At 31.5% G+C, this 26,134-nt stretch carries 44 protein-coding genes and 1 pseudogene; 9 read left to right on the top strand and 36 right to left on the bottom strand.

Annotated elements, in window-relative coordinates; genetic code table 11:
- Positions 1-12 precede the first annotated feature (12 nt).
- The 36 genes and pseudogenes from LKE05_RS10390 to LKE05_RS10215 form a co-directional block, all read right to left on the bottom strand.
- On the bottom strand, positions 13-141 hold the full coding sequence (locus LKE05_RS10390; protein ID WP_308456803.1) for a hypothetical protein: 129 nt from the start codon (positions 139-141) through the stop codon (positions 13-15).
- Between the two features lie 105 nt (positions 142-246).
- Entirely contained in the window at positions 247-531 is a 285-nt protein-coding gene (locus tag LKE05_RS10385) for a hypothetical protein (RefSeq protein ID WP_308456802.1), read from the bottom strand.
- A gap of 18 nt (positions 532-549) precedes the next feature.
- A pseudogene (locus tag LKE05_RS10380) lies at positions 550-824 on the bottom strand (type II toxin-antitoxin system YafQ family toxin).
- The gene (locus LKE05_RS10375) at positions 821-1,099 is read right to left on the bottom strand and encodes a type II toxin-antitoxin system RelB/DinJ family antitoxin (protein WP_308456801.1); all 279 of its coding nucleotides are present in this window, start codon (positions 1,097-1,099) and stop codon (positions 821-823) included. The pseudogene LKE05_RS10380 and the gene LKE05_RS10375 overlap by 4 nt, the downstream one beginning before the upstream one ends.
- Before the next feature lie 154 nt (positions 1,100-1,253).
- On the bottom strand, positions 1,254-2,252 hold the full coding sequence (locus tag LKE05_RS10370) for a tyrosine-type recombinase/integrase (RefSeq protein WP_308456800.1): 999 nt from the start codon (positions 2,250-2,252) through the stop codon (positions 1,254-1,256).
- Positions 2,253-2,273: 21 nt separating this feature from the next.
- A complete protein-coding gene (locus LKE05_RS10365) occupies positions 2,274-3,116 on the bottom strand; it encodes a hypothetical protein (RefSeq protein WP_308456799.1) in 843 nt (280 codons plus the stop codon).
- A gap of 34 nt (positions 3,117-3,150) precedes the next feature.
- Positions 3,151-3,312: a hypothetical protein gene (locus tag LKE05_RS10360; RefSeq protein ID WP_308456798.1), complete on the bottom strand. Its 162-nt coding sequence runs from the start codon at positions 3,310-3,312 to the stop codon at positions 3,151-3,153.
- Between the two features lie 198 nt (positions 3,313-3,510).
- Positions 3,511-3,768 carry a hypothetical protein gene (locus LKE05_RS10355; RefSeq protein ID WP_308456797.1) on the bottom strand — a complete coding sequence of 86 codons (258 nt, stop codon included), beginning with the start codon at positions 3,766-3,768 and terminating at the stop codon, positions 3,511-3,513.
- Positions 3,769-3,877: 109 nt separating this feature from the next.
- Positions 3,878-4,090 carry a hypothetical protein gene (locus tag LKE05_RS10350; protein ID WP_308456796.1) on the bottom strand — a complete coding sequence of 71 codons (213 nt, stop codon included), beginning with the start codon at positions 4,088-4,090 and terminating at the stop codon, positions 3,878-3,880.
- A 30-nt stretch (positions 4,091-4,120) separates the two neighbouring features.
- Positions 4,121-4,588 carry a hypothetical protein gene (locus tag LKE05_RS10345; protein WP_308456795.1) on the bottom strand — a complete coding sequence of 156 codons (468 nt, stop codon included), beginning with the start codon at positions 4,586-4,588 and terminating at the stop codon, positions 4,121-4,123.
- An 82-nt stretch (positions 4,589-4,670) separates the two neighbouring features.
- Positions 4,671-4,961: a hypothetical protein gene (locus tag LKE05_RS10340; protein WP_308456794.1), complete on the bottom strand. Its 291-nt coding sequence runs from the start codon at positions 4,959-4,961 to the stop codon at positions 4,671-4,673.
- The gene (locus LKE05_RS10335; protein ID WP_308456793.1) at positions 4,948-5,301 is read right to left on the bottom strand and encodes a hypothetical protein; all 354 of its coding nucleotides are present in this window, start codon (positions 5,299-5,301) and stop codon (positions 4,948-4,950) included. Before LKE05_RS10335 ends, LKE05_RS10340 begins: the two co-directional genes overlap by 14 nt.
- A gap of 23 nt (positions 5,302-5,324) precedes the next feature.
- Positions 5,325-5,519: a hypothetical protein gene (locus tag LKE05_RS10330; protein ID WP_308456792.1), complete on the bottom strand. Its 195-nt coding sequence runs from the start codon at positions 5,517-5,519 to the stop codon at positions 5,325-5,327.
- A gap of 34 nt (positions 5,520-5,553) precedes the next feature.
- On the bottom strand, positions 5,554-5,787 hold the full coding sequence (locus LKE05_RS10325; protein WP_308456791.1) for a hypothetical protein: 234 nt from the start codon (positions 5,785-5,787) through the stop codon (positions 5,554-5,556).
- 16 nt (positions 5,788-5,803) lie between these two features.
- Positions 5,804-5,962, bottom strand: coding sequence for a hypothetical protein (locus LKE05_RS10320; RefSeq protein ID WP_308456790.1), 159 nt, complete (start codon positions 5,960-5,962; stop codon positions 5,804-5,806).
- An 18-nt stretch (positions 5,963-5,980) separates the two neighbouring features.
- Positions 5,981-6,190, bottom strand: coding sequence for a hypothetical protein (locus LKE05_RS10315; RefSeq protein ID WP_308456789.1), 210 nt, complete (start codon positions 6,188-6,190; stop codon positions 5,981-5,983).
- A 17-nt stretch (positions 6,191-6,207) separates the two neighbouring features.
- Positions 6,208-6,855 carry a hypothetical protein gene (locus LKE05_RS10310; protein ID WP_308456788.1) on the bottom strand — a complete coding sequence of 216 codons (648 nt, stop codon included), beginning with the start codon at positions 6,853-6,855 and terminating at the stop codon, positions 6,208-6,210.
- 49 nt (positions 6,856-6,904) lie between these two features.
- On the bottom strand, positions 6,905-7,240 hold the full coding sequence (locus LKE05_RS10305; protein WP_117967275.1) for a hypothetical protein: 336 nt from the start codon (positions 7,238-7,240) through the stop codon (positions 6,905-6,907).
- A gap of 29 nt (positions 7,241-7,269) precedes the next feature.
- The gene (locus LKE05_RS10300; RefSeq protein WP_308456787.1) at positions 7,270-7,440 is read right to left on the bottom strand and encodes a hypothetical protein; all 171 of its coding nucleotides are present in this window, start codon (positions 7,438-7,440) and stop codon (positions 7,270-7,272) included.
- A gap of 22 nt (positions 7,441-7,462) precedes the next feature.
- On the bottom strand, positions 7,463-7,735 hold the full coding sequence (locus tag LKE05_RS10295; RefSeq protein ID WP_308456786.1) for a hypothetical protein: 273 nt from the start codon (positions 7,733-7,735) through the stop codon (positions 7,463-7,465).
- A gap of 36 nt (positions 7,736-7,771) precedes the next feature.
- On the bottom strand, positions 7,772-8,008 hold the full coding sequence (locus LKE05_RS10290) for a hypothetical protein (protein WP_308456785.1): 237 nt from the start codon (positions 8,006-8,008) through the stop codon (positions 7,772-7,774).
- A 15-nt stretch (positions 8,009-8,023) separates the two neighbouring features.
- Positions 8,024-8,620: a hypothetical protein gene (locus tag LKE05_RS10285; RefSeq protein WP_308456784.1), complete on the bottom strand. Its 597-nt coding sequence runs from the start codon at positions 8,618-8,620 to the stop codon at positions 8,024-8,026.
- 45 nt (positions 8,621-8,665) lie between these two features.
- Entirely contained in the window at positions 8,666-8,863 is a 198-nt protein-coding gene (locus tag LKE05_RS10280) for a hypothetical protein (RefSeq protein ID WP_308456783.1), read from the bottom strand.
- A 47-nt stretch (positions 8,864-8,910) separates the two neighbouring features.
- Positions 8,911-9,063 carry a hypothetical protein gene (locus tag LKE05_RS10275; RefSeq protein WP_308456782.1) on the bottom strand — a complete coding sequence of 51 codons (153 nt, stop codon included), beginning with the start codon at positions 9,061-9,063 and terminating at the stop codon, positions 8,911-8,913.
- Between the two features lie 13 nt (positions 9,064-9,076).
- Positions 9,077-9,253, bottom strand: coding sequence for a hypothetical protein (locus tag LKE05_RS10270; protein WP_308456781.1), 177 nt, complete (start codon positions 9,251-9,253; stop codon positions 9,077-9,079).
- 1 nt (position 9,254) lies between these two features.
- The gene (locus LKE05_RS10265) at positions 9,255-9,572 is read right to left on the bottom strand and encodes a hypothetical protein (protein WP_308456780.1); all 318 of its coding nucleotides are present in this window, start codon (positions 9,570-9,572) and stop codon (positions 9,255-9,257) included.
- Between the two features lie 3 nt (positions 9,573-9,575).
- Complete coding sequence (locus tag LKE05_RS10260) at positions 9,576-10,172, bottom strand: hypothetical protein (protein ID WP_308456779.1); 597 nt, start codon at positions 10,170-10,172, stop codon at positions 9,576-9,578.
- A gap of 82 nt (positions 10,173-10,254) precedes the next feature.
- Entirely contained in the window at positions 10,255-10,434 is a 180-nt protein-coding gene (locus LKE05_RS10255) for a hypothetical protein (RefSeq protein WP_308456778.1), read from the bottom strand.
- A 27-nt stretch (positions 10,435-10,461) separates the two neighbouring features.
- Positions 10,462-11,460 (bottom strand): DUF4121 family protein, encoded by a 999-nt coding sequence (locus LKE05_RS10250; protein ID WP_308456777.1) that lies wholly within the window; start codon positions 11,458-11,460, stop codon positions 10,462-10,464.
- Positions 11,461-11,465: 5 nt separating this feature from the next.
- A complete protein-coding gene (locus LKE05_RS10245; RefSeq protein ID WP_308456776.1) occupies positions 11,466-11,705 on the bottom strand; it encodes a hypothetical protein in 240 nt (79 codons plus the stop codon).
- Complete coding sequence (locus LKE05_RS10240; protein ID WP_308456775.1) at positions 11,695-12,027, bottom strand: hypothetical protein; 333 nt, start codon at positions 12,025-12,027, stop codon at positions 11,695-11,697. The genes LKE05_RS10245 and LKE05_RS10240 overlap by 11 nt, the downstream gene beginning before the upstream one ends.
- An 81-nt stretch (positions 12,028-12,108) precedes the next feature.
- Complete coding sequence (locus tag LKE05_RS10235) at positions 12,109-12,291, bottom strand: type II toxin-antitoxin system HicA family toxin (RefSeq protein WP_308456774.1); 183 nt, start codon at positions 12,289-12,291, stop codon at positions 12,109-12,111.
- Positions 12,292-12,596: 305 nt separating this feature from the next.
- Positions 12,597-12,905 (bottom strand): hypothetical protein, encoded by a 309-nt coding sequence (locus tag LKE05_RS10230; protein ID WP_308456773.1) that lies wholly within the window; start codon positions 12,903-12,905, stop codon positions 12,597-12,599.
- A gap of 275 nt (positions 12,906-13,180) precedes the next feature.
- Positions 13,181-13,357, bottom strand: a complete 177-nt coding sequence (locus LKE05_RS10225) for a hypothetical protein (protein WP_308456772.1) — start codon at positions 13,355-13,357, stop codon at positions 13,181-13,183.
- A gap of 151 nt (positions 13,358-13,508) precedes the next feature.
- Positions 13,509-14,111 carry a hypothetical protein gene (locus tag LKE05_RS10220; RefSeq protein WP_308456771.1) on the bottom strand — a complete coding sequence of 201 codons (603 nt, stop codon included), beginning with the start codon at positions 14,109-14,111 and terminating at the stop codon, positions 13,509-13,511.
- Between the two features lie 1,132 nt (positions 14,112-15,243).
- Entirely contained in the window at positions 15,244-16,236 is a 993-nt protein-coding gene (locus tag LKE05_RS10215) for a hypothetical protein (protein WP_308456770.1), read from the bottom strand.
- A gap of 327 nt (positions 16,237-16,563) precedes the next feature.
- Between LKE05_RS10215 and LKE05_RS10210 the strand changes: the two genes are divergently transcribed.
- The 9 genes from LKE05_RS10210 to LKE05_RS10170 all read left to right on the top strand — a co-directional run bounded on the left by LKE05_RS10210 (position 16,564) and on the right by LKE05_RS10170 (position 26,128).
- Positions 16,564-17,400: a GIY-YIG nuclease family protein gene (locus LKE05_RS10210; protein WP_308456769.1), complete on the top strand. Its 837-nt coding sequence runs from the start codon at positions 16,564-16,566 to the stop codon at positions 17,398-17,400.
- A 4-nt stretch (positions 17,401-17,404) separates the two neighbouring features.
- On the top strand, positions 17,405-18,325 hold the full coding sequence (locus LKE05_RS10205) for a phage antirepressor N-terminal domain-containing protein (RefSeq protein ID WP_308456768.1): 921 nt from the start codon (positions 17,405-17,407) through the stop codon (positions 18,323-18,325).
- A 274-nt stretch (positions 18,326-18,599) separates the two neighbouring features.
- On the top strand, positions 18,600-19,406 hold the full coding sequence (locus tag LKE05_RS10200) for a hypothetical protein (RefSeq protein WP_308456767.1): 807 nt from the start codon (positions 18,600-18,602) through the stop codon (positions 19,404-19,406).
- Between the two features lie 922 nt (positions 19,407-20,328).
- The gene (locus tag LKE05_RS10195) at positions 20,329-23,196 is read left to right on the top strand and encodes a hypothetical protein (RefSeq protein WP_308456766.1); all 2,868 of its coding nucleotides are present in this window, start codon (positions 20,329-20,331) and stop codon (positions 23,194-23,196) included.
- A gap of 280 nt (positions 23,197-23,476) precedes the next feature.
- The gene (locus LKE05_RS10190; protein WP_373367878.1) at positions 23,477-23,707 is read left to right on the top strand and encodes a hypothetical protein; all 231 of its coding nucleotides are present in this window, start codon (positions 23,477-23,479) and stop codon (positions 23,705-23,707) included.
- A gap of 911 nt (positions 23,708-24,618) precedes the next feature.
- Positions 24,619-24,870 carry a hypothetical protein gene (locus LKE05_RS10185; RefSeq protein ID WP_308456765.1) on the top strand — a complete coding sequence of 84 codons (252 nt, stop codon included), beginning with the start codon at positions 24,619-24,621 and terminating at the stop codon, positions 24,868-24,870.
- A gap of 4 nt (positions 24,871-24,874) precedes the next feature.
- On the top strand, positions 24,875-25,513 hold the full coding sequence (locus LKE05_RS10180) for a hypothetical protein (RefSeq protein ID WP_308456764.1): 639 nt from the start codon (positions 24,875-24,877) through the stop codon (positions 25,511-25,513).
- Positions 25,514-25,762: 249 nt separating this feature from the next.
- Positions 25,763-25,930: a hypothetical protein gene (locus tag LKE05_RS10175; RefSeq protein WP_308456763.1), complete on the top strand. Its 168-nt coding sequence runs from the start codon at positions 25,763-25,765 to the stop codon at positions 25,928-25,930.
- A gap of 9 nt (positions 25,931-25,939) precedes the next feature.
- The gene (locus LKE05_RS10170) at positions 25,940-26,128 is read left to right on the top strand and encodes a YonK family protein (protein WP_308456762.1); all 189 of its coding nucleotides are present in this window, start codon (positions 25,940-25,942) and stop codon (positions 26,126-26,128) included.
- Positions 26,129-26,134: the final 6 nt, after the last annotated feature.

Below are 26,134 nucleotides of genomic sequence, written 5' to 3'. Positions count from 1 at the left end.
TAAAGGCGCCAGTCAATTCGCTGTCGTCTCTATTTTTTTACTCCGATTATTTTCTTTTTCTTTGTCCATAGTGAGAATTTCTTTTGCCTTGTTTAAGCAATCGACTCTCCATTCTTCAAAATCTTGTTCATTATTGAACATTGGATTATCTCCCTTACAATATAATATATCTATTATACCAAAGAAGATATTTTTCGTCAATATAGCAGTCTTTTCTTCATAATACCATTTCCTTTCGCAAAACAATCAAACTTTCTTATTATATCCTTTCCAAAAGCTCATTCGTAGCTCCATTGGAACTGGTTTCTTTATGAGTACGTCCATCTCATCAACGTCCAACATATCCATTAATTCTCCAATTTCCCGATTTAATTCATCGGATATATAAGGCATTGTTCTGTTAATCATTGTTGTGATACTTCTCATAGGAAACATATCACATTGCCCTTGAAATGGATCGTTAAATCCTTTTAGCTGAGTTAATTGAGCGTATACACTGCCCATCGCCTCTAAATTTTCTACTGTATACATTATTAATTTCTCCTTTTCTTAAAACAAATCCGAATGGCTACCTGTCCTGGTTAAATATAAAATTGGTTCGTCCTCTGTATATCTATATATAAGCAACCAATCAGGTTGAATATGGCATTCTCTATAACCATTCCAATTGCCAGATAAACTATGATCTTTATACTTTTCTTCTAATGGCATACCATTAGATAATTTTTTATTACCTTTTTTATTATCTCAGTATCCCAACCTCGACTTTTACATAGTTTTAAGTCTTTTGTAAATCTAGTAGAAGGTTGTACTTTATATTTCATCCCAGCAAATCCTCCATCATCAAATCCACATCATCATATGTTTTTCTTGCTTCGGGATGTTCTATTAAATACTCAGTTTCCATCATTGCTTTTAATGTTTCAAAATTCGGTGTTTCTTGTCTTGTAGGTCTAAATGGCAGCGCCTGCTCTCTAACGGCTTGTTTAGCTACCACTATGAAAAATGTATTTACATCCATTCCCAAATCATTCATAAGATTTTGTAGCTCTGTTTTTGTTGTTTCGTCCATACGAATTGTAACATCTGTGTTTGCCATTACAATCAACTCCTTTCGTTATGTTAATTATATTGCAAAATAATCTTATTGTCAATATGCCTTGAAACTAACATTTTATTCTCCATATAAATATCACTCCTAATTTATTGTGTTATTAATCTTTCCTTTAGTTTACCATATTGATGTTAAATAGTCAACGGCTAAATATATCGTCAAGTAACGAAACAGCTTTTTTCTTTGTTTGTCCATCATTTACAATATATCTTTGTGTAGTTTCAATATTTTTATGACCGACCGCTTGAGATACAAAGTTTATATCCTTTGTTTCATCATATAAAATTGTACAAAACGCAGACCTTAATTTATGAGGACTTATTTCCGTTCCGATTCCTGCCTTTGAATATTTTTTTACCAAGTCCGAAACAGCTCTTGGAGATATTCTACTTCTTTGAACAGAAATAAATAATGCATCAGAACGCATATCTTCTAATAATAATTCTCTGTCTTGTATCCATTCTATTAATGCTTCCTTTAGTCGATTATTAATAATGTATTCTTGTGTTTTATGCCTTTTATCAATGATTTTGAACGTATTATTTTCAAAGTCTATCTCATTCAAATTAATTTCCGTTAATGCTGTTTCACGCATTCCTGTATATATAAAGAGCAACAGAATTGCTTTGTCTCTTGAACGCCAAGGTCTTTGAGTCTCAATAGCTCTATGCGAACCAACACCTCTATCCACCGCACTTATAATATTCTCCATATCATTTGCAGTCAGTCTTATTCTTTTTACATTGTCCGAGTTTCGGATAGGTTTTATTTCATCCATAGGATTATCTTTAATAATTTTTTTCTTTTTCAAATAAAAAAGAAAGTTGTTCAATGCGGCATAAACAACTTTTCTATATGAAAAACTCGTACTTTGAACTTGTCCTTCTTTATTAGTTTTTTGTTCTTTTGTCTTTAAATATCGTGTTACAACAGTCTCATCAATATCATTTATGGATATATTTAATTCTTCTATAAATTCAATAAATCCCTTTATTATCATAATATACATATAACATGACTTTGGTTCAGTAGATGTTGAGATGTTATAATAAAAGTCTGCTACAATTTGTGGCAGACTTTTAAGTGTTCGCTTGATTTTCTGTTCAGTTTTTATTTGATTTTCTAATCTTCCTGTCATTAATGTTCACTCCTTCTTTTGTTATATAGGCATTGACACTAGACAATGACTTACAGTTGTGTCATAATGTCCCCACCAAACCTGAGGTTCAGAAAACTCCATATATTTTTTTGTAAGTTTTCCATCTGGAGTATATTTATAAAACTGTCTTAACTTATCAGTTGGAACATTTACCGAAGGTACTCCCGTATAGTTATGAAAAATCCTATCATATTTGTTAGGCATAGCTTCTCCTATAGCATATTTCTTCCATTTCCCTTCTTCGTCTTTTACACCTTTATATTCACTAAAAGCTTTATCTATTTTTAATTTCATATCATACAAATATTCTGCTCCCGCAGGTGATAAACAACCTCTATCCTCTTTACGTATATTAAGATAATCTTCCATCTCATAATCATGAGCATCTCTACCATACTCTCTTTCTTCTTTAATAAACGCTTGTCGTTTCACATATATCGCCATTGCTTTCTTTTTCAATTCAGTAGGCATATCGTCAATCCATTCTTGAGCAAATGCCTTTCCCCATTCACATTTTCTCGCCGCAATCAAACATTCATCATCAAATTCCTTTTGTCTTTCAGCCTTTTCTTCATCAGTCAACTTATCATAGAATTCCCAATGTTTGCGATTGCTTTCATGTAATTTTTCCATATACTGATCGTGTAAGCTTTGTGAAATTCCGTTGTTACCACCTGTTCTTTCTTTGTGTTTAGAATATGATATAATACCGGCTACTCCAAAAATAAATATCGTAAGAAGTGTACCACCAACTGGTGTACACAATGCACAAAGTGGTATCCAGCAAATTAAACCCACGATTATTATGGTTCTTATCTCTCCTGCATCTCCATTAATTTTCATTTTATTTCCTCACTTTCTACTTTCCCTCTAATTCTTAGCCTTCCAAAAATATTAAACTATCTTCATATTCGTCAAGTTGTTCTTCTGCTGCTACCACACTTCTGCTCTTAAACCCAAGTTCTAGAAGTTCTTCGGGTTCAAATCCGACATAGAGCAAATGCTTTGCAACAACCAACGGTTTTCCTCCATACCTCATATTTGCGACTAATTTTTTCAATAATTCTATTGCTCGTTCGTGTGATATATTTTCCATTTCTAATCTTCCTTTCTATATTTACCTTTCATTTAATATATACCACTATTTGCTATTTTTAAACAAAATTCTGTGATATTTTTATTATACATACATTCTACACCCTTTTATGTCCCATATAAAGGACTTGAAACCTTGCTTTCAAGACTTAATCTTATGTAAAATTTCAATCAAATTATCTACATTATAGCCTCTGCTATCTAATTCATATATTAAACTGCTATCAGTTACTTTATCCATAGCCGCTGGATCACCGATAACCTCGCGCAAGGCTCTTATTGCCATACTACATGCATGATATTTAGAGCGTTGTTCTCTCTTAAACACACTGCATTTTGCTCGTATTGAAGATATAACTGAAATTGCATCCCATACTTCTTCCTCATCCCACTGTTCCATATTAATCCTCCTCAATCTTATCTTGAAATCTGTCTTTTTTTATTTTGGCAAATTTTAATTATGATTTCATTTTCACAGCAATCACATGCATAAATTTCTCTTCTACTCATTAAATCACCTCAAGACACTGAACAGGAATTTCACAACATAAATCGACTGTTGCATATTCTTGTCCATCTTCATTTTTCCATAAATCAAATACTTCACATGTTGTTCCGACAAAACGGGCTTCCATAGCCTCACAAGTCGTCTCATCAAATGTTAATTTTCGTAGTTCTTCTCTTAAATTATTTTTTACAATCACTTTATCTCCAATTTTCATATTTATTTTCCTTTCTTTGAAATGTGCTTTTCATTGTTTTTTATTCAATATTACTTTTGCCATGCTCCAATCTTCACTATTGATTAGCTTGACAACTTTTTGAATTATACATGCTAACTCTATATCATAAATTCTATAATGGAAAGCTGCACTGACTTCATTTCTATTACCATGGAAATCTATATATCTATATGTATCTAAATTACCATAGTACATGTTCTTTGGTGTTGTAAAATGATGTTTTCTTTCAATAATCTTCTTCAACATTTCTAGTGGATTATCATAAAATCCGTTAAACTTAAAATATTTCCCTTCGTTTTCTATCAACTGATTTTTTCTTTTTTCATCCTCTTTTATCTTCCATTCATCGTCAGGATCTCTTCGATTGAATACAAAGAATTCTTTTCTATCTTTTACCATATATGTAGGGTAATAATAGCAACTTCCTGTATATGGACTATCATCATAATATCTTTCTTTTTCTATAAATTTAATCATAAAATCGTCCTCCAATTCTATTTTAAAATCCAAAAATATCACAATAATATGCGTATTTAGAACCATGAATTTTCCGTTTCATTTATTCAAAATCAATGTAATAAAATCCTGTATTATCATCTTGTTTGCCATTTTCTACATCCTCAAATGGGTCATAATATCCTGTTTTGACCGTCAGTGTAGATACTTCCTTCAATACATCTTGTAAAAACTCTGCTAATATTTCACATTCCATTTCTGTTGGACAAAGTATCTCATTACCGTTTGTCCAAAATCCGGGATTATCCGCTGTATCAAAGCTACGTGGTTGACTCGGCAATAACTCCATTAAGTTTTTTATAAGCACATTTGCCTTTTCATTATAAGTTTCCATATTGTTTTTCTCCCTTCTGAAATTCAATTTTAAGACTTATTTTGTCTAATGCTTCTTCTAACGAATCGTAATCATCCTTTTCATTTGCGTTTTCGTTAAAACAATTAAATATGTGCAAAAATGCTCTTTCCACACTTGTGTATCGCCTGCCGATTGTTTCGGGCGTTCCTGTACGTGTGCCCGTCACGGTGACTATAAATGGGAAGTACTTCGGTTCTTCTTTCTTGATAGTCAATTCGTATTCGACTTTATTAGAACTTTTGTATCTGAACGTAACACATTGTCCGACTTCCCACGATTCAAAATCCTTAATTGTATTTAATACAAATTGTTTGTTCATATTATAAATCTCCCTTCTGAAATCTACGTTTCATCAATAAATGTTATTGATATAATATGTTCAATTTTCGGAGGGATATGAAAATATTCACCATTAACGCAGCAATCTCTATAATGTTGTAAATCATTCCAAAATCCCTCTGTACCAATATTATAATTGGTTTGAAATTCAAACCCTCTACCTCTCTCATGTATCATATATCTTTTCATTTTTCTCAAACTCCTCATTTCTTGCATAGTACTCACCTTGCTTCTATCTAAACCAATACTCCCGCTCTCCTACTTTGCCCGACTCGTCTACACATACAACGTCATATTCTTGTCCATCAATAACAACATATTGACGTTCAAATACATCAACATCTGCCTCCACTGAAATAATATCAAATACTTCTCGTGTATTCGTATTGATTTTACATTCCGTTTCTATTGCTATTCCGCCGTCCCAAACAGAAACGAATGTCGCATTTATAATATTCTCACCCACAATTATTACCTCTCAATCAATAACCTAAATACTCGTCAATCTTTATTGCCAGCTTCTTACATAGCTTTATTATTTCGCCTGTTCCATTCTCTTTACCGTCATCATATATTGTTACACTTGCTTCATCTGCCAAATCTGTAAGTTGATTTAATAGTTGTATCATTTCTTTTGTCATATTAATTCATCCTTTCCTTTATCTCTCAATCTCAAATCCAAAATGACAATATCCGTAAGTATCTGATAACCAATCAGATATATCATCCAATAGTTGCTCTTTCTCAAACTCTCCATCAATTTCATATTCTTCAAAGTCAAATTCTTCTGTAATATCAATTTCTGTTGGTAATATTTTTAATAATTCTTTATCGCCGTCCGTATCCCATTTAATATTTATTATTTTCATAGCTATTACCTCCAAACTTAAATATGGCAATCAACTACTGTTACAATGGTATCTTTATCTAAATTGTCAAGAAATTCTTTAAACTCTGATTCCCAATTATCTATAGTCTTTTCATTGGAAACACAAGCCCACCAACCCATTTCGCCTCTTTCGTGCCATTCTCCAATAGGAGTAACAAAGACAAAAGGTATTATATCTTTCCAATCAATTTCGGATACATAATCTTCGTTTGTAGTTTCGCCGGACAATGTTTTGAGATAATTATTCCATCTTCCTCCGATGGTATACCAGTCCCATTTTGAATTTGGGTTATAAGTAGATAATAAATCTCCATTTGGTTTAATCATGTCCTCATCAAAACGTCCTTTCATGTCCTGATAACATTCATCATCAGTCCATTCCAATTTTTGTGGGAATTTATTTCTTAGATAATTAATATGCTCTACATTATTACAATTTCCCTCATATTTTTGAGGATTTGATAAATACTTCGCATAAAGTCCATTCTTATAGTCCTCAATTTCTTTTCTTATTTTTGCTATTGCTTGTTCTCGTGTATACTTTACATATGGAGCATACACAATGTTTTCATCATATGGAGCAAGCAATTCCTCAACTGTGCTTCCGTTTTCTTTTGTAAATACCAATGTAATAAAATGTGACATAATATTTTCCTCCTATAATTATTATTTATTTTCTCTTGAAATCGTTGATTCAATCCCATATGTAATTATCTTCTTTTCCATATAAAGCACCACCCGGAAGAAACATTCCAATTGCTTCTATTTCATTTCTATCTAATAATTCTCCCTTTCTACTACCCTTGAGCCATATAAATCTTCTCATAACAACTTCCTTAGGTAATAACATAAATCTTTTAGTTGTGACTTGTATTCCAATACCAAGTTTCAACATTGTGTTTGCTGCACCACCATTTATAAGATACTGTCTTAAAATCTCCGTATACTGATTTAAGTGTGTATCTGTTTGTGCAACGCCAGAAAACATCTGATCTGTTAATCTGTGATATTCAATATAATTACATTTCATTATAATCACTCCTATCCAAATCATCGTTCTTATTTTGTTATATCAACAACGTAATCGTTATAATACTTAAAACTATCGAATGTTCCACCATGTTTTTCACTATAATTAAAAACACTCATATAAATATGTCCTGCAATTGCTTCGTTATATCGCACAAGTTTATGTCCATTTTGTTGAATAAGCTCTCTTAAAAATAACACATTCTTTTCCTCCTTAATCAAATCATCGTTTCATATTCCAATTTATTTTCTGACCACAATTTTCACAATATGGCATTTGAAAATCTTCACACATTGTAGATAATGGACGCTTACAAGACGGACAACAGTAATTATTAAAGCCTTTATGCGTTCCATTTGGCAATGGATTTTTAGGTGTCTGATATTCTAATAAATCTTGTATTACTGTTAAAACCGTATGCGATATACCTAAATTGCATATTTGCGACTTTTTACTTGCTAAAATATTTTTGACTTCATCTATGGTATAATTCACAACATATACCTCCTATCTTTTTATAAATTTCTTATTTTATCCACAATAAATCTCATCAGTATCTACAAACCCATTCTCTTTTAAATATTCAATATAATCTATAATATCCGATTTTCTTTTGACCTCTATATCGTTTGAGCGTTCATACCCATAAAAAGGACTGACATATATCTTGTATGTTTTGTTGTCTAAATCGACAACAAGATTATAATGATGACCACAATCTCTACGTTTCGTCCATTTCCTATCAAGATAATATAAATGCAATTCCATTATAATCACTCCAATCTACATATACACTTTTTTCAATTCTCTATCTTCCAGTCCAATAGTACCATCAAGCAATGAACACAACGCATTATACTGTTCATTTTTTTCAGAATAATTTGCTTCTATGTAATCAAGAATATTCAAAATTAAGCTTTGACTTGCACCGTCAATGTTGAAATTCTCGTGAATATACTCAAAAAATTGTTCCTTATTCATTGTATCTGTTTCCTCTTTGTCTAAATTATTGTACAAATTTCGTAACTTTTCCGCAAATTCTTTTAATGCGTTCTCTTTATATTCTTCATTATGTACAAGGGCAACCACATCAGGCACTCCCGAAACCCCATTTCTCTTTGCCTCCAACATAACATATGTTTCTTCTTCTATATCAAAACCCTCATAGAGTTCCAATATCTCGTCCGCCAAAATTTCAATTAATTCTTTCTTTGTCGTTGGATTGTCTATTGTAAATTCAATACACCAATCTTCACAACAAGGATTATCGCCTTGCATATACAACTCAATCGTTTCATCTGTTGCTTCTGATATTCCAAATGAAAAATCCGTTCCGTCCGATAATTCGTCAAGATATTGTTCTAATTTGTCTGTGTTCATAATATTAACCGCCTTTCTCTTAATCGTCTGAAATTGTCGTTTCAATTAATCATTCCATCTGAACAATCCCTTAAACACCTTTTCAAGCGTTACAGAATCATCGCAAACGTAATCACCTATCATTCTGCCGTTTTTATAAATATTTCCTCTATATTTACAATCCAAATCATTAAAGGAAACATCAATCCCATCTGCCATGCTTACATCATCTCCGTACCACATATCAATATGTATATCTTTCATAGTTAGTCCTCCGTTCAATTCTTATCTTCTGTCAAATATCATCATTTTTAATAATGTTTTAGCTTGTCCTCTGTGTAATTGTCAACACGTCCATTGACTTCTTTTAGAGGACAAGCTCTTATACTCTTATATTCGTTTCTTAAAACTGCTTGTTTCTTCTCCTCTAACATATTGTTATATATTGCATCTGATATACTCATTTACATATACTCCTTAATTTTTATTTGTCTGCAAATTTGGGCACAAACCTAAACCTCCCACTTTTTCAGGTAATCTTCTATATGCTTCTCTATGAATGCAATTTTCTTTTTCGCATTCAGGGCAATAGCACTTTATAAATGTTTCATAATCTAATTTTGTACTAAGTCTTTCATAAATTTCTCTTTCCATTTTAATTTTCCTCTCTATTCATTATTTCTTCGAGTATTTCATATACTTCGTTTTGATGTTCTTTCATATAAATGTAAAATCTATCAAATGTATCTTCTCTTCTTTCTTCTAAGCAATCTTCTCTATAATTCTCCCACATCACTTCTTCAATATCGTTACAGTTTATTCGCTTTCCTTTATATTCCACCTCCGAATCAGACCATTCACCATGATATACAAACCCTATATTTGGTATTCCATACCAATCAGGAAGCTCTTTCATTGGAAAATAAAATACACCGTTTTTACAAATCCAATCTCGTTCTATTGTACTAATCATAACTTATTTCTCCATTCCTACAACATCCCTTTCTTCTTTCTTCCACTCAATCTTTGGGTAACAGTATACTTTATGTCCAAAATGAGGCAAGACTGAATATCTTTCCATAATTTGATTATGAACATATTGTTCTGTTCGATTGTCATCCCAATTATCTTTCCAGTTTGCTAAATACTCAACACCTCTATCTGTAACTTTTTTTATTTCATAATAATTAGTTCCATCATGATGTGAACACTTTAAGTAAAGATGACCATTTTTATCATACAGGTGAATATAATCACAATCTTTTGCCGCTTTATTGAGCATCTCTTCAAAATCTTCAAATATCATTCCAGCTTTATGATTACCATCCCAACATTCACAAGTGCCTTGCAAAATCCATGTACTTTCACCATTGAAAAATCGTTCCAAATCATCTTTTATTCCAATCCAATCGTATTCATCTTGATTGTATATTTCTTCCCATATTGCACTATCTGTTATCGTAATATCATTAGCTTTGAGTGTTTCTATTGCATCATCCTTAGAATCCTCCCATAAATTATAATTGTTATATATTGTCCTAATCACCGCTTGTTTTTTTGTTTTAACTCGCATTTTGTTTACCTCCAAATCGTCATTTCTAAAAGTCGTGTTACTTTTCCTCGATAGAACATCATCATATGAAATATCTCTTTCGTCACTCTATTGTACAAACAGTTACAGTGCCGTCATAGTTGATAATTCCTCTACATATAAACTTGCCTTGTATTGTTGTTACTGTTACATTTTCGCCGTACATTCTACACAACACTCGTGCATTACGAGTATCTGTATATGCCTTGTTTCCATATCCGTAATGAACTATGTATTTTCTCATTTCCCTTACCTCCTTATTAATTACTAATCAACCCTTAATAAAATCCAAATTAATTGGTTGTGCTTTTCCAAGTTCAAATTCTTTTATTGCAAGTTGATTTTGAGGAATATGCCAACCGAGAGTATAGAATTTTTTTCTTATTTTATTTTGTTCTTCAGCTGCTTTGTAAAAATCTTTATCTGGTTCATCCCAATACCATACATAGTAAGTGTGGACTGTATGTGTATCTTCATCATACTTTCTTTTGCATCTAAGAATTCTTGCATTTTTTAATATTGTATCTTCCGGCAACTTTAAATTATCAAATTCCGTTGGAGTAACGTGATGATCTTCATTTTTCCAGTACCAAACAAACATGCCATTCTTCCCCCATTCAAACACTTCTGCTCTAAATGTTCTCAACCATGCTTGTAGTTCTTTATCCGATTTCCATACACCGTTGTTTAGCCTTCCAAAATAAATATATTCACTACCATCTTTGGGTTGTCCGTATTCATTTGCATAATAGTGGATTATCATTCTATTAAACTCTTTAGTAGTGTATAGGTTTCCAGTTATCTTGCTGATAAATTTATTTTCGCTTGAAGTATAAGACCATACATTTACATCTGCCTCAAATTCAACAGCTCCATCTGCACAAGCACCACAATTACCCCAAACACAAAATCGCTTTTTACTTTTTCCTACATACGTGAGTTTTTCTTTTGATAGATATTCCCAAGCTCCACCTGATGTACTATAACTAATTCCATTATTATTTTCATTTATTCCGACAAATGGAACATATGGGCGCTCACATATATACAATTCTCCATCTTCATATATTTCGTCAATATGAGCTTTTTCAAAATATTCTCCATATTCATTTGTGTACTGTATCATATCTCCTATTTTAGATTCTAATTTTGAACGAGAATTTTCAATCAGTTCAACATATTCATTTACCTTTTCTACATCATATTCTGTCATTTCATGACTTCTGCAAAATCTATTGTTAATTTCTTTTAATGACTCTAATGTGTACATATTCATCACAGTTCCTTTCTCTCACCACATCTTTTATGAATTGCTTGTACCGCTCCATATAACCAACCATTTAGGTAATCAATATTATAACAATATTGAGTCCAACTGCCTGATTTAAAACGTTCTTCGCTTGTGAAAACATAAAAACCGTCTCCATAGTCAGCCGAAACAATTTTTATGTATTTAAAATTTGCATTGTATGCTCTTAGATTATCTTTGATTAATTCCTTTTCTTTATTTGTCATTTAAGTTCCCTTCTTTCTTCAAACATTCTTTTATCCATTCCTGCATATTTTGCCAATCTTCAACATCTGTATATTCATATTTCAGGAAATACGAATATAGTAATTCTAAGATATTTATCTTGTGCTTATGCAAAGATATAATAATCTCATAAATTTCGCTTGGGTATTCCCAACCTTTAATCAAAAAATCATATATTCGAGATTTTACATATATCTGATATGCAATCTCAAAGATATATTCTTTCGACAAGTTCGTGAGAATACGTTGCTTATATTCTTTGAACTCTGCCTTGATGATACGCAATGCTTTTTCTTTGAGCATTTCACCATCTCCCTTCTAAATATTCAAAAATGCCTATGATTTCTCTTAGGCATTCGGTCAGATACTTGTATATTCTCTTTTTCATTGCAAATTGAACTCCTTTACAAGTCTTTTAGCTACCATTGCATTTAACTTGTTGTTTATGACAATAGTTTCGCTGTTTCCGTTTCGGTATATTTGATGACTACCTCGCATATGGTGCAAGGTGTAGCCATTCGCTCGCAGTTTCCGTTGGAACTTACGAACATCTATTTGAGTTCTCATTGTATTTCACCTCCATAAAAGCTTGACATATGATAATTATTGTGCTATTATATTAATATCAATAAAAGACCATCAGAGATATTGATGGTATCTCACTCTGATGGCTTTTTGGTTAATTGCGAGGATCGGCTTCACGAGCTTCATTCTCAGTGCTATAGAGTCTTCCATCGTAATCGCCAATATATCCTTCCGGAGTTAGCATCGCAATCCACCGCCTTTCATTGATATTAAATAGTCTTGTAGTGGTAGTACAAGGCTATTTTTTTATGTAAAAATATATAGCATGAACTATATACTTAAACATCTCAATGACACTTTTGGACGGATAATATCTTATCATCCGTCTTATCATCCTCCGTACCGTTATCACTGAATGTAATGCGGTACTTATCACCTATTACAAAATTGTTATTCTCATACTCCCATATTTGACCATCACGAGTCATAAGAGTATTTACACCTATACATACGGCTTTAGTCGTATAAATAATCTTAAAGCCGTTATGAGTGTAATATCCAAATGGCAAAGTTATCATTGCCTCTGCTGTTGAACAAAGTGCAATGAATAGCAATATTATAGTTAAGATAATTGATAATTTTTTCCTCATGTTCATAGTTTGTTCCTCCTAACACTTTAATATACTTTTTCTGTAATGTCTTACTTACAATACATTTATTGTTGTAATGTAAAACAAATTTTTCATTGTTTGTTCCATACAATGATACATCAATTAATCGTGCACCATTGTTAAAACAATAGGTTCTGTCTTTTTGTGAGATACATTTTAAGCCATGTTGCAAATAGTCAATATAATTATCAGCATCTGTTTTATTACTAAACAGATACGTCTTATTTTTGTCTTTTACTTCATACATATTTAACATCCCCTTATATCATTGCTCGTACAAAACGTACGGCAATATCATACTTGTACTCATAGCTATGAGCATAGTGTCTTGGTTGAGTATGTGTAGATACATACGACTCAACCTTGTTTACTATTGTGTTATAGTCTACACAGAAATCTCTGCATAGACGTTTAGTATCCTTCTTCCATGTGTTCATTATTGTATTCCTCCTCTCAAGGTGTATAAGAGTATATACACCTAATATTCTCTCTGTTTCGGCTCATGCCTCATCAGTACGTGGACTTTTACCGCGTATACAGAAAAAGGGTGTACACTTGATAGCATACACCCTTGAATAGTGCGACCTATTACTTGATGAATAGGTCTATAAAAGTTGCCATGAATAACTTGTTAAAGCAAGTCTTGCTCATGGCTTTAGTCAAAGACTCTGCACCTGTAAGCAAAGTCTTCTGAGTTGCCATACTTACACCTATGGCAGAGGTAAGCTTGCGTACCCACTTTGGCACTATGGCAGATCCTACCTCAATACCAAGTCCTTCAAGGAACTTACTGAACTCTTTATTGAACTCGGTATCATCAAAGGTTTGAGCCTTTGTGGCATACGCCTTATACATTCCCTCAGGGATAAAAGCGTAACAAGCCTTCAATGTTTTGTTGTAGTCCTTGACGGCTGACTCATGTTCCGCCTTCAACTTTGCAAGGATAGACTCTTCTTTGCTGATACTATACTTGATTATAGCATCATTGTAATCCATTCCATCTTGAATGGCAGACTCTCGGAGCGCAAGAGTCTTTTCACGCTGAGTCTTGATGGGTTTGCTCGCGGTGCTATACTTAGCATTTTCCTCTGCTATTGCAATAATAGCTGTTCTGAAGTCGTGCAACAAGGCACGATTTGAGTCACTAAAGTTACTGAATGATACTTTTTTGTTATTGTTAGTTTTTTTCATGATATACTCCTTCTTCCGCACTAAGCAGCGGATGCTCTACTTGTTTTTTTTGTGTTGTTGTACTACTCACTATTTATGCGGACTTGTAACCGCTTGCACCTCTAATATGCAAGTTAGTTTAATACGGTAATTTTTACAGTCGTTTAATTTTGTATTGCGTTAAAACGTACTTCCACTTTATAACGCTTTGTGCCGGATTTTCGTTGCTACCGGTATCCCAAGAATTACCAAACTTGAAACAAAGGATTTTCACCTTCACACGCTCAAAATATTAGAAATATTTCAAACGTAACCATATAACCGCCGTTACATAGTCAACGGGATTTTCCGGATTCCCGCACCTTTTTTATATAAACTTGTAGCAAAAGTATTGTATTATCAGACTTGCTTTTTGTGTGGTTCCTGATGGAACTAAAAAAGTAGTATCTGCTTTTGTTACCTATTTATTTTTCAAAGTTCAGTCAAAAACGGACTATACATATAATCCTTGCATAGTTACATAGCTATACTTTGAAAAAGATATTAAGATTTTTTGAGTAAAGACTTTGAGACTTATTGACTCTGCTCAAAGCGATATATGCAAGACTTAGTGACTCTGCTTACATATCTTTACTATTTTCTTTTTTGCCCTTTTCCCTTTGACAATTATGACTATATCAGATAATAAAATTAAGTCAAATCCGCATAGGTATGCGAAAAAAGCGTATTTTATGAAGAGTTATGGAGGGGGTACAAAAAACAAGTCGGCAAGTCCCATTTTTCCTATATCTGTATATGTAGTCAACTTACACACTAACCACAAAAAACACAAAACCCACCAAACCCCCAAATAACACAACAAAAATCACACATCACACATCAAAAATTTAAAATCGTCCCCCTTATCGAAAAACCCAAGAAAAATCAAACAAAAAAATACCGCCACAACCTCAAAAAATGCGATACAAAAATCTCAAATTCTACCTCACAACCAACTCCCCACACTACAAAACACCAATAAAATCCACAAAAATCACTCATCTACACTCCGATACTAAAATTACATATAAAAATGCAACAAAAAAAGACCTTCGTATTTCTACGAAAGTCTTTAATTCAATCCCATTGCAATCACAAACAAATTTCTATCAAATCATTTCTTTTTATACGTCCTTCTTGTAACAATTCCCACATCCACAATTTTCATATCTTTTGTATTATAATTTGCAATATATTCCCTATCATCTGTCCATTTCTCTATCGCATATTTGAAATTGTCTCTATAAGAATTCCTCTCAATAAGCCAATCAAGGTGATTGCATATCTCCATACGGCTTAATATATGTTCATCAACAATCATTTCCAATATTCTGTGTCGTTGTATTGAAGTTAATCCTATTACTTCACTTACATTATAGCCCATTATATGTAGAACCGATTCTTTATTCAAATTACTATAAGACATTCCGTTGTTATCTCTACGCCAAAACTTTTCTTCTACTACCTTGCAAATAATAACACCTTGTCTTTTTACCATTTGATAATGGCTTTCTAAGATATAATATTTATCACATCTCTCACAATGAGCGGCAGGAATTATAACTTCATTCACCTTACCAGTTGAAGATAAAATTTTAATTCTTGCCTTTATATCCGTCAATTTATGTCCATCTTTTACACATAACTTACCTATATTTGTTCTTGTCAGAAAATGTTTAGGTGTTATGTCATGAATTTTTATATTTGTTTTATTAAATTCTTCTCCATGATGTACTCCCATAAAATGATACAAACTAAAACTATTATTTTTACATATTCCTTTCATTATATCTGGTTGTATAATGGTTTTGCCGCACATTATACATCGTTTAAGAGGAACAGAAATATTTTCGCCATTATCATTGATTAATATTCCATCAAAATTGATAACTTTAATTTCTTGACTTACACATTGATGTTCTCCAACAAAAATTGCCGTTCCCTTTGCTATCATACTATCTATTTCAAAATGTCGTTTTTCACAAAAGAACAATGGATTTGGTCTTTGTTTTGGTTTTCTATTCTTTGGTCTATTAATTTCCGGTAATACACATGCTCTTTTCTGAGCTTTATTCATTTTTCTTCTTTTTCTTCGCTTCTTCCCCATAATATACACACCTCCACACAAAATCATTTATTTACAATAATTGTATCAAATTTAATTCTATATGTCAATCACCTAAATAGAGAATATAAATATACATCCTACCCCATATATAAAACACGATATAAATAGGAAGAAACTCAGTCAAATTTGCAAAGAAAATCTGACAAAAATGAATTTTGATGTTTCTTAATCCTATATTGTGAAGAAAATATAATTTATCTTCATAATCAATTCTTTAATGCAAAACATTATACAAAATGAAAAATAACAAAAGAGAATATATAAATAGAAACCTAATCAAACAAAATTAATACGAAGGAGATTATTATGAAAACAATCAAAGAAACAAAATTAAATACTATATCATCATTGACAAATACTCACATGACAAAATTACTCCCACAAGAACTATCTATTTATTCAAAAAAAGAATATCAAAAGTGTCCTCATATTACGAAATGTTCTAAATCGTATGGTTTTGTATATTTGATGATATGTGACACTGCCCAATGTAAAATTGGAATTACACAAAATTTATATCAAAGATTGCAACAAATTAATCGACAACTAATTCCATCAAAAACAAAAATAATGTATTTATATGCTTCGCCTTTATGTATGAATACGTTAGACATCGAAAAAAATTTTAAAGAATATTTTAAAAATTATAATATAAGCGGAAATGACTCTAAGCATGAATGGTTTGATAAAGCTTATATTGATTTATATTTAGAGTATTTAAACAATTCATATTTTGATTTTAACTTTCCTTCTTCACAACAAATCGAAAAAGAAATTGAAAACATACATAAATTTGCAAATATTATTTTTTCTAACTATATGGAAAATCCTGTTCCTTCTAATAATGATTATAACCAATTATTAAAAGAATATATAAACACAACCAACAAGGCGGCTGAACAATTAAATGAAATACATGATATATTTAATTACATTTTTCCAAAGGAGTACAAAGATTCTATTGATTATATTTGCGAATACAACAAAATTAGTCGATTAGAATTATTGAAGTTAAGTTTAATTATGTATATAAATAATTTTAATAGAAAACTTAATCTTCAAACGGAGAATAATACAGTGACTAAGAATATATTTGACACTCTTGCAATGGAATTGTGTCAAGAAGAAAACAAAGGAGAATGATATTATGAAAAACACAGCATTAGAAACAACATATTTTGATTTTTATGGAGATAAACTCATTGCAGTTCAAGATAACGCAACCGGCGAAATTTATACTTCTATCAATGCAGTTCTGAAAGGTATAGGATTTAAAGATAGGAATCAAATAAGAAAAAGAAGAGATAAATGGATTAATGATTCTGTAATCTCAAAAGGTATAACCAAATTTACATTACCTACACAAAAGATGGTGGCGAAAAATGACACCACCCTGTTTGATGAGAAAGATACTTATTGCATTTCACAACGCAAACTTCCTATTGCATTAGCAAAAATAAACATTACACCAAAAATGAAACAAACTCAACCAGAATTAGCAACAAAATTAGAACTATATCAAGACAAATGCGCAGATGTATTGGCATCTGTATTCATAGATAAGAAGTCTACGAATGCCATAAACGCTGAATTCTTAGCTGAAAGTATCTCAAATGCAATAGCTATTGCATTACAACCTATAACTGAAAGATTAGAAAAGATAGAACAAACTCAAACTAATCGTTATTTATCATCAAGAAGGTATCCATCAGCATGGTATAAGAAGATTGCTCCTAAATACAAAATGCTTATGGAATACTTTGATTGCACGAGAAGTGAGTTATATTCAAATATCTATAAAGAACTTGAGGATACATATGACGTAGATATAAATCAAATTCATGAAGATTATTGCTATGAAAATAACTTCCTCAAAGATGAATGTTATCCAATGGACGCAATAGAACATCATACTCAATTAAGAGACGCATTAACATTACTTATAGATAGTAGTCTGATTAAATATGGATTACAAACAGAAGAACAAATCAAAAACTTTAAAAGAGCAACATTGTTTGATAGACCAGTAATTAAACAGAGAATAACATATATAGAAGATAAGATTTAATTCAATAAGATAAGATTTAAAAAAGACTATTTCATACAAGACATAACACAACAAAAAATGTAATTCAACGAGTGAAAATTGAGCTATGCGAAATTCCACTCGTAATAGTCTGTCTTCTTAAACTGTTGTATATCTTCTTTCAGTTCAGTTGAGGTACATCATGGTAGCCTCAAAATTCACATTTCAAAAAAATTGACGTATATGAAAGTAGCCTTTCCCGAACTCTCGTAGGTTTATCACCAAACTATAGAATATTAAACAAAGGAGAAAATTCATGAATACTAAATCAGAATATTTTACTCGTTTCCCCAATGATTATGTACAAGGAAATATAAAAACAAAATACGGAATAAGTCGAAAATTTTACATTACGTATATTCTCATAGACAGATATAGGTCATACGAAGATTTTAGCTGGATAACCATACGGAAAATATTAGAGTTTTATGGTTATAAGACTACAAAACGGAAACCTAAAGCTTTTCATGATATTTTGGATGTATTGGAATATATGATTAACAATAAAATGATTGAAGTAAAGCAAGATTTAGATTCTATTGGATATGATACGGGAATAGAAATCAAAATCATTCCAGAAAATTTCGATGCAACTGAAAATTTTTCAAAAATCACTTCATCTCAATTGGATTTTATAATGATGGGCGAATCGAGTATTAATAAAGAGAATATATTAATGGCATTTCTTTATATCAACTCATACATATATATCCGTCCAAAGAAAAACGACAATGAGGAAACTATGTACAATCCCGAAACTCGACCAGAAGCTTTTTGGAAAAGCATACAATCTATGGCTAAAGATTTGTCAATGTCTAAAGATACGCTTAATCAATGTCTTTCATATTTGACTTCTAATGTTGATGATAAACAACCACTTCTTATAAAAAAAGAAGTCGGAAGTATTCAACCAGACCCTTCTCAACCACCACAAAATACTCCCAATATATATGTCCTTAATAAAGAGGGTTATGAACAAGAGATTGAATGGGCGATTTATAAAATGTTGCAAATTTACAATGTTGAATCTTTTGGTGAGTTGACCGGCAATTATAAAGATTAATCAAAATTCGTTTTCTCACGGAGAATAATATATTAAGAAAGGAAAACTAAATGAATAGATACAAAGTGACATTTTCAGATGATACAATCATGAGACTTTACGCAGAAATACAAGACAAAGTGTCATTGGTAAAGATATTGGGAGAATATTATAGGGGGTATAAGAAAGCATACGAATGATTAATTTTCTTAGTAGATAACGACAGCATTAAAAATTTTAGAAAGGCGGCGATGTGTAACATAAATGAACACAATACATTAATTTCGTTCTTTTTCAAAATGCAAGGAGAATATATAAATGTCTCCTCTATTCCCTATCCCAACAACCAAAGAAAGCCTCCGTAAAAATACGGAGACTCCCTTCTTAGTGACGACACTTATACTTAAAAGAAAAGTGAATGTCACCGTGATTATATTCAATATTGCAAGTCCCGTCTATGTTGTTTCTATGATGAAATTTGCAAATAATCAGAAACATTGTAAATATGCATAGAATCAATAATGTTATATAAATATGATTGTTAGCAAATCTTAGGATTTGCAATATCAAATATAATATGTCTCGACATATCGTCATTAAGCTCCTCCTTTATCTAGCAGGAGGAATATGGCAAACAACGCAAAAAATATCTAGACAATTATAATTATATCATTTGTCTAAGTAAAAATCAAGAAATTATGTAATTAAGAAAGGAAAATACAAATAACACATGATAACTGATAGATACATACCAGACCCTTCGGAATTTGCAGGAAAAATTTATTCCTCAGATTTTGAAACAAATACACGAATGTTTCATAGTATGTCAGATATAGCTGACAGAATAAGAGCAGACGAAAGTTTTAATAGGAGTTGCGAAAAGCAAACTTCTGTAATTAGAAATCACAAAAATAAAGAATCATAAATATACGAAAGGTGATGATTGGTTATAAACGAAGTACAGTTTTACATACCAAGCATTGATGCTAAAGATATATACTTGGCATCACATTATATCGAGAATGACCCTGATGGATATAATTTAAAACTTCAAGATGGGCATTATAATTTGAGAAAGTTCATCAATTCTTTGGACTTTAGCTTAGATTTGATTGAATTGTTAAATATTTATTATAAAAAGTATAGACGAAATGACTTTGGCTTTACTATAAAGAAACACAAATACACTACGAAAGTTATTAATATCACGTTTAAATACTCCGTAAAAGAGTGGAATCAGATGAACAAAAACACTTTCGTTAAATTTGGATATAATTATCATGATTTGATATTTCAAGATTGCATTGCGAAGAATCAAGATGGTGAAATTGTAGGAATTATATTAAACGAAGATGTACATAGACCTATTGAAGTACCAAAACCGTTCAAAGCAAAAGAAGTTAAAATAAGAGATAAAAAAGATAAAAATACATTTTGGATTCATCTTCAATATGTTAAACAAGGTGAACCTCGTACAATTAAAACAAATTCTCAATTGAGAAAGGACCTATATAAAACGGGTTTTATTTGCAACGGAACAAAGTATTGTCGAATGAAACGCTCAACCGGCTCGGCAAGAGTTGGAAAATGTTTGTTTATTGATGAAGTCTTATTTAAGCCAATTTTGAAGTTCAGTTCAGGAACGATAAAACCGAAATACGGTCAAGAAATAGATTTGGCTGCATATGAAAGTTATATTGCCTTGCCGTCAAGTAGTATTATTGATACTCTTCCTATTAGTCCAGAGAATATATTGGTCATAGATGATTATGATAACATATTTAGAGAAAACGTCGTTGAAACACATGATGAAAATGGCTGGTTGACTACATCTGAAAAAAATTGTGAAATTGTCAATAGCATTTGGGATGGGCAATCTCTTATGGATATATCATTGTTTGGGGATTATTCGGATTATGGAATGGTTCTTTTGAGAAACCTAATGTTTAAGTCTTGTTGTTTTAATTGTAATATTCAACAATGGTTTAAAGATAATAATATAACCGATGTTTCACAATTAAATGGACGTACAAGAGCTAAAAGGATTGAAGATGTAAAGTTAATTACTACTCCGAATAGTATTAAATATTTGAAATTTGATACTTTGGACAATTGGTTGGATAACTTATATCCCAACTTTGGCGTAGTAAAGCATGATAAAAAGACACATTTTTTTGGTGGTCGATTGGTTCAAACCCATTATCAATTATTGAATACATTACAAATGTCAAAAGACGAGGTTTCGGAATTTTTACAAGATTCTTTAGACTTTGCTCAAATGTTAAGGGATAGACCGGAAGTTGTAAGATATTATATCAAATATCCTGATATAGAAGAAATGAAACCATTGAAACAACCAATGTTAAGTAAAAATGATGTTGTGTACAATTTGATGTGTATTAATGATAATTTCACGGAAACAAAATATTATCAACAGTTTTTACAAGACTTGTTACGCTCATATTATAAGAATTTAAAGAATGGTCATATTTATGTTAATGGCAACTACTCTACCCTACTTGGAAATCCTATTGAAATGCTACAACATTCGATTGGCAAGTTTGAAGGTGTTAGTCAATTAGGTGTTGGTAATATACATAGTACAAGATTTGAGTATAATCAGACTTTATTGGGTAGCCGAAGTCCACATGTGACAATCGGCAATGTGTGGTTGCCGTATAATACATCAAGCGAAATGATTGATAAGTATTTGAATTTAACAAATGAGATTGTTTGTATTAATTCAATAAACGAAAATGTTTTACAGAAATTGTCAGGCTGTGACTTCGATAGTGATACAGTTCTGCTAACTGATAATAAATATCTCATTAAAGCAGCACAAAAAAAATATCATTTATTTAAGACACCAACCTCTTTCGTTTCGGCGACAAAAGTAAAAAGATACTATACACCTGAACAACAAGCCGATCTGGACATCAAAACATCTGTTAATAAGATTGGTGAAATTATAAATTTGTCGCAAGAACTTAATTCATTGTTATGGGATAGAATGTATCATGGTGCATCTTATGATGAAATCAAGGAATTGTATTATGATATTTGTCAATTAGATATTATGTCTGGTTTGGAAATAGATTCTGCAAAGAAAGAATTTGTTATAAATAATTCAAAAGAACTTGATAAACTTCGTCAGAAATATGAGCCGATTTTTAGAGAATATGAAGAAGACGAGAACGGAACACTAGTTAAAGGACGAAAGAAAATGCCTCATTTCTTTTCACATATTTCTCGTCAAAAAGGCTATTATAACCCCGACAAAAAACATTATTGTAAGTACCATACAACTATGGATTATTTGCAAACTATCGTTAACGGATTTAAAATTAAAAATTCTTATAAGAAAAATTGGCTTCCATTTGTTTCAATATTGGATAATTCCAAAGTTCGCAATAACCGAGTTAATCAAAAGCAAATCAATAAGATATATAGTTTGTTAAAATCGCATGTTAATGAGTGTAAAACTATATATGCAATGGAGAATGAATCGAGAGAGGATAAAGCTGAACGAGTCCGTATACTGAAAGAAATGTTAGTCCAAGATATCGAAAGCGAGACTATTGGCTTTTCGACATTACATAGATTACTTTTCTCAATAGAAGATAAAGAAAATGTTCAAATTAAGAATTTATTGTTAGAGATATTGTATTTATGTGGTAACGATAGTTTTAAGGATGCAATTATTCAATCTTCTGATGAAATTTTACAATTAGAAGATGACGGTGATGATATAAGTTTGTTTGGAATTGGATATAGAGTTGTAAAAATCAAAGTAAATAATTCAAAAGAGTGACTTTGATTACGAGTGAAATTATCAAAAATTCGCAATTTTTAGGGTAAATTGTGCAGAACACCTATTGATTTCACCCTTGATATGAGGGCGATTTTAATGTTACATAGGAGAGGGTATATTAACGACTAATTTCATTAGCCCCATTCCCTACTCTTATGTTTAGAAAGTTTGTAAGGGAATGATTTAGATACAAGAAGAAAAAAAATATTATAATCAAAAAGATATAGTAAATGAAATAAATCAAAGAATTGAATATTCTTCTGATGAAATATACAAAGTATTGAATACATTAGAAGATGTTGTGAAGGACAAAATTAGTGATGAATGTGATTATGTCGAATTAAAGATATTTCCTGGACTGATTGTGACTTCAAAATATATACCCTGTGAACAATCTAAGTCTAATCTTGTTTTAGACGGAAGTGATTTAGTATTAAGTTTGTCGGTCAAATTTACAGATTATTTCAAAAGGCAAATAAAGAAATTACATAAAGATAAGAAAATTTCATAACTGAAAATGTCGTTATGTGCCGACTTGGCTATTATGTCTTGTTGGCACATAACGTAAAAATAATCCAACGAATGCTTTGTTATGGACACAAGATAACTCGGTGCAGATTGGTTAGTCACCATGCCGAGATTATATGAACGTTGAGTATTGACATAGAAGGATACTTTTGTGTAGGTACTTTTGGTATATTGTGAGATATATCAAGTAGACGGAAACTGTCAATAACAAATATAAGTGCAAAACATTATCGCAGCAAAAAGTAGATTTCAGGACGTTGGTATAATAGACGCTCACTCGGTGAGAAGAATCTTGAGGCTTGCTAGGTGGAACTGTGCAAGATTGTAGAGAAAATCCAAATAAGCCAATTGTGTCGTTGATACGCAGAAATGTGTGTATAAGCCCTGTTTATCGTCCGAGTAGCCCAAATCGACATTAAAATAAAACACATATAATAGAAGAATTTATAAACAAAAAATCTTTTCTGAATGACATGGGTGAAAGATAGAGGTAATCAGTCCTCTTTATTCTTGATGCTTAATGCATTGCTATAGAAGTAATGAGGTAGCTCCTTATTGCTCAGACTATAGCAGATAATGACTGAATATTGGTACGATTTTGTGTTTGTAAGGCGAAGGTCTGTTTTGTGTTCATTATAAAGCATTTGTTGGATTAATGAATGTAAAATCAATATGCTTATAAGTAATAATACTACTATTTGCGTAATTGAATAAAAATTCAAAGCCATTGGTGATATTTCACCAGTGGCAATCCCGTTTCTTTTTAATTTGAAGTTTAATTATTAATGAATTATTCTTGTATTTTCTTTTAAATTGTGGTATTATAGAGATGGAAGAGATAAATTATATTTTTCGGCATATAATATATTCATTGATTTTAAAGGAGATGAATGTATGTCGAGCGAGAATGAAAGATTTGGTGATATTATGCCTGTAATTATTGAAAGAATTATAAGATTTGAAAGAGCTGAAACGGATGCCTTTATTAAACAACAAAATAAACGACTTGCTCAATTAAGAGCAATAGAACGAAGAAAAAAAGAAGGTAAAAGAATACAAACGAAGCCAATAATCGAAGAATTACAACGTGCAGGCATTTTAGATGAGAATGGTGATTTGGCTATACCTTATCGTGACGAGGAATAGCAGTATGAATAATACTAATGAAAAATCTCATTTGATGTATTCTACTCTCCCAAACATAATTATTGGGTTTCATGGTTGTGACCAAGAAGTTTTTAATAAAATATTATATGAGCATAAACCATTTAAGCCTAGTACAAATGAATATGATTGGTTAGGTAATGGAATGTACTTTTGGGAGCAAAATTTGGAACGTGCATGGGAATGGGCTACTTGTGGAATGACTAATCCTAAATTAAAAATTGAGAAACCAGCTGTAATTGGTGCAGTGATTGATTTGGGATATTGTTTGAATTTACTTGATAGTTATAATATACAAATGTTAAAGTTGCAATATGAACTTTTCACTGCTAAAATGTCTATTCTTGATAAACCTACTCCGAAAAATAAAAATGTTAAAGGTAACAATGATTTATTATTACGATATTTGGATTGTGCTGTTATAGAAGATCTGCATAAAGATATGAAAGATAATGGTTTAAGACCTTATGATTCTGTCAGAGGAGTTTTCTTAGAAGGCAATCCTATCTATGAGACCTCTGGATTTCGAGAACAGTCTCATATTCAAATCTGTATTCGTAATCCAAATTGTATAAAAGGTTTCTTTGCTCCGAAAGAAATTGATGATAGTTGGCATACACCTTAATTTAATAAAGAAAATACAGTTAGAGTCAGTTATAGTAACTGGCTCTTTTTTTTGTGCAAAAATATAGCAGGTTGGTGTAAAAGTAGCATATAAGACTCATTATCTTATGATAGACGTGCAATTCGTCTACCTGCCCCCATTAAGTGATATTTCATTGAGCATTTCACACGTACAAAAGAAATGCACGCCCTTTGTGGCAAATTTAATAGAAAGAAGTGAAAGGCAATTAAACCCGTTTCCAAAGAAGAATTGAATATCCTCATTAAAAATGGCATTATCGTCAGAAGTTCGAATGGTTATATTGACCCTGAAACACATTTTGTTGTAGGGCATTACAGAACAAAAGGCGGTGCTGGTCGTGTATATATTGAGGATGTGTATGCTGATAAGGCAAAAAAATTATATTTGAAAGGATAAGAAGGACATATGGCAAAGATAACAAAGGCAGTTTCTTTAAAGAATGCGGAAATAAATATGGAAGATATGACAATCACTGAAACAACAAAAGATGATATAAAAGTATATTCATTGGACAAGTTGTTGGCGGACTGGAATCATATAAGCGGTATCTCTCTTACGATTAAGCAGGACAATGATATTCCTGCCGATGAATAAGCGTAA

It is taken from the genome of Hominilimicola fabiformis, from assembly GCF_020687385.1.
GTDB lineage: Bacteria > Bacillota > Clostridia > UBA1381 > UBA1381 > Hominilimicola > Hominilimicola fabiformis.
The sequence above is the reverse complement of the archived record's forward strand: the minus strand, read 5'-3'. Positions and strand labels throughout refer to the sequence as shown.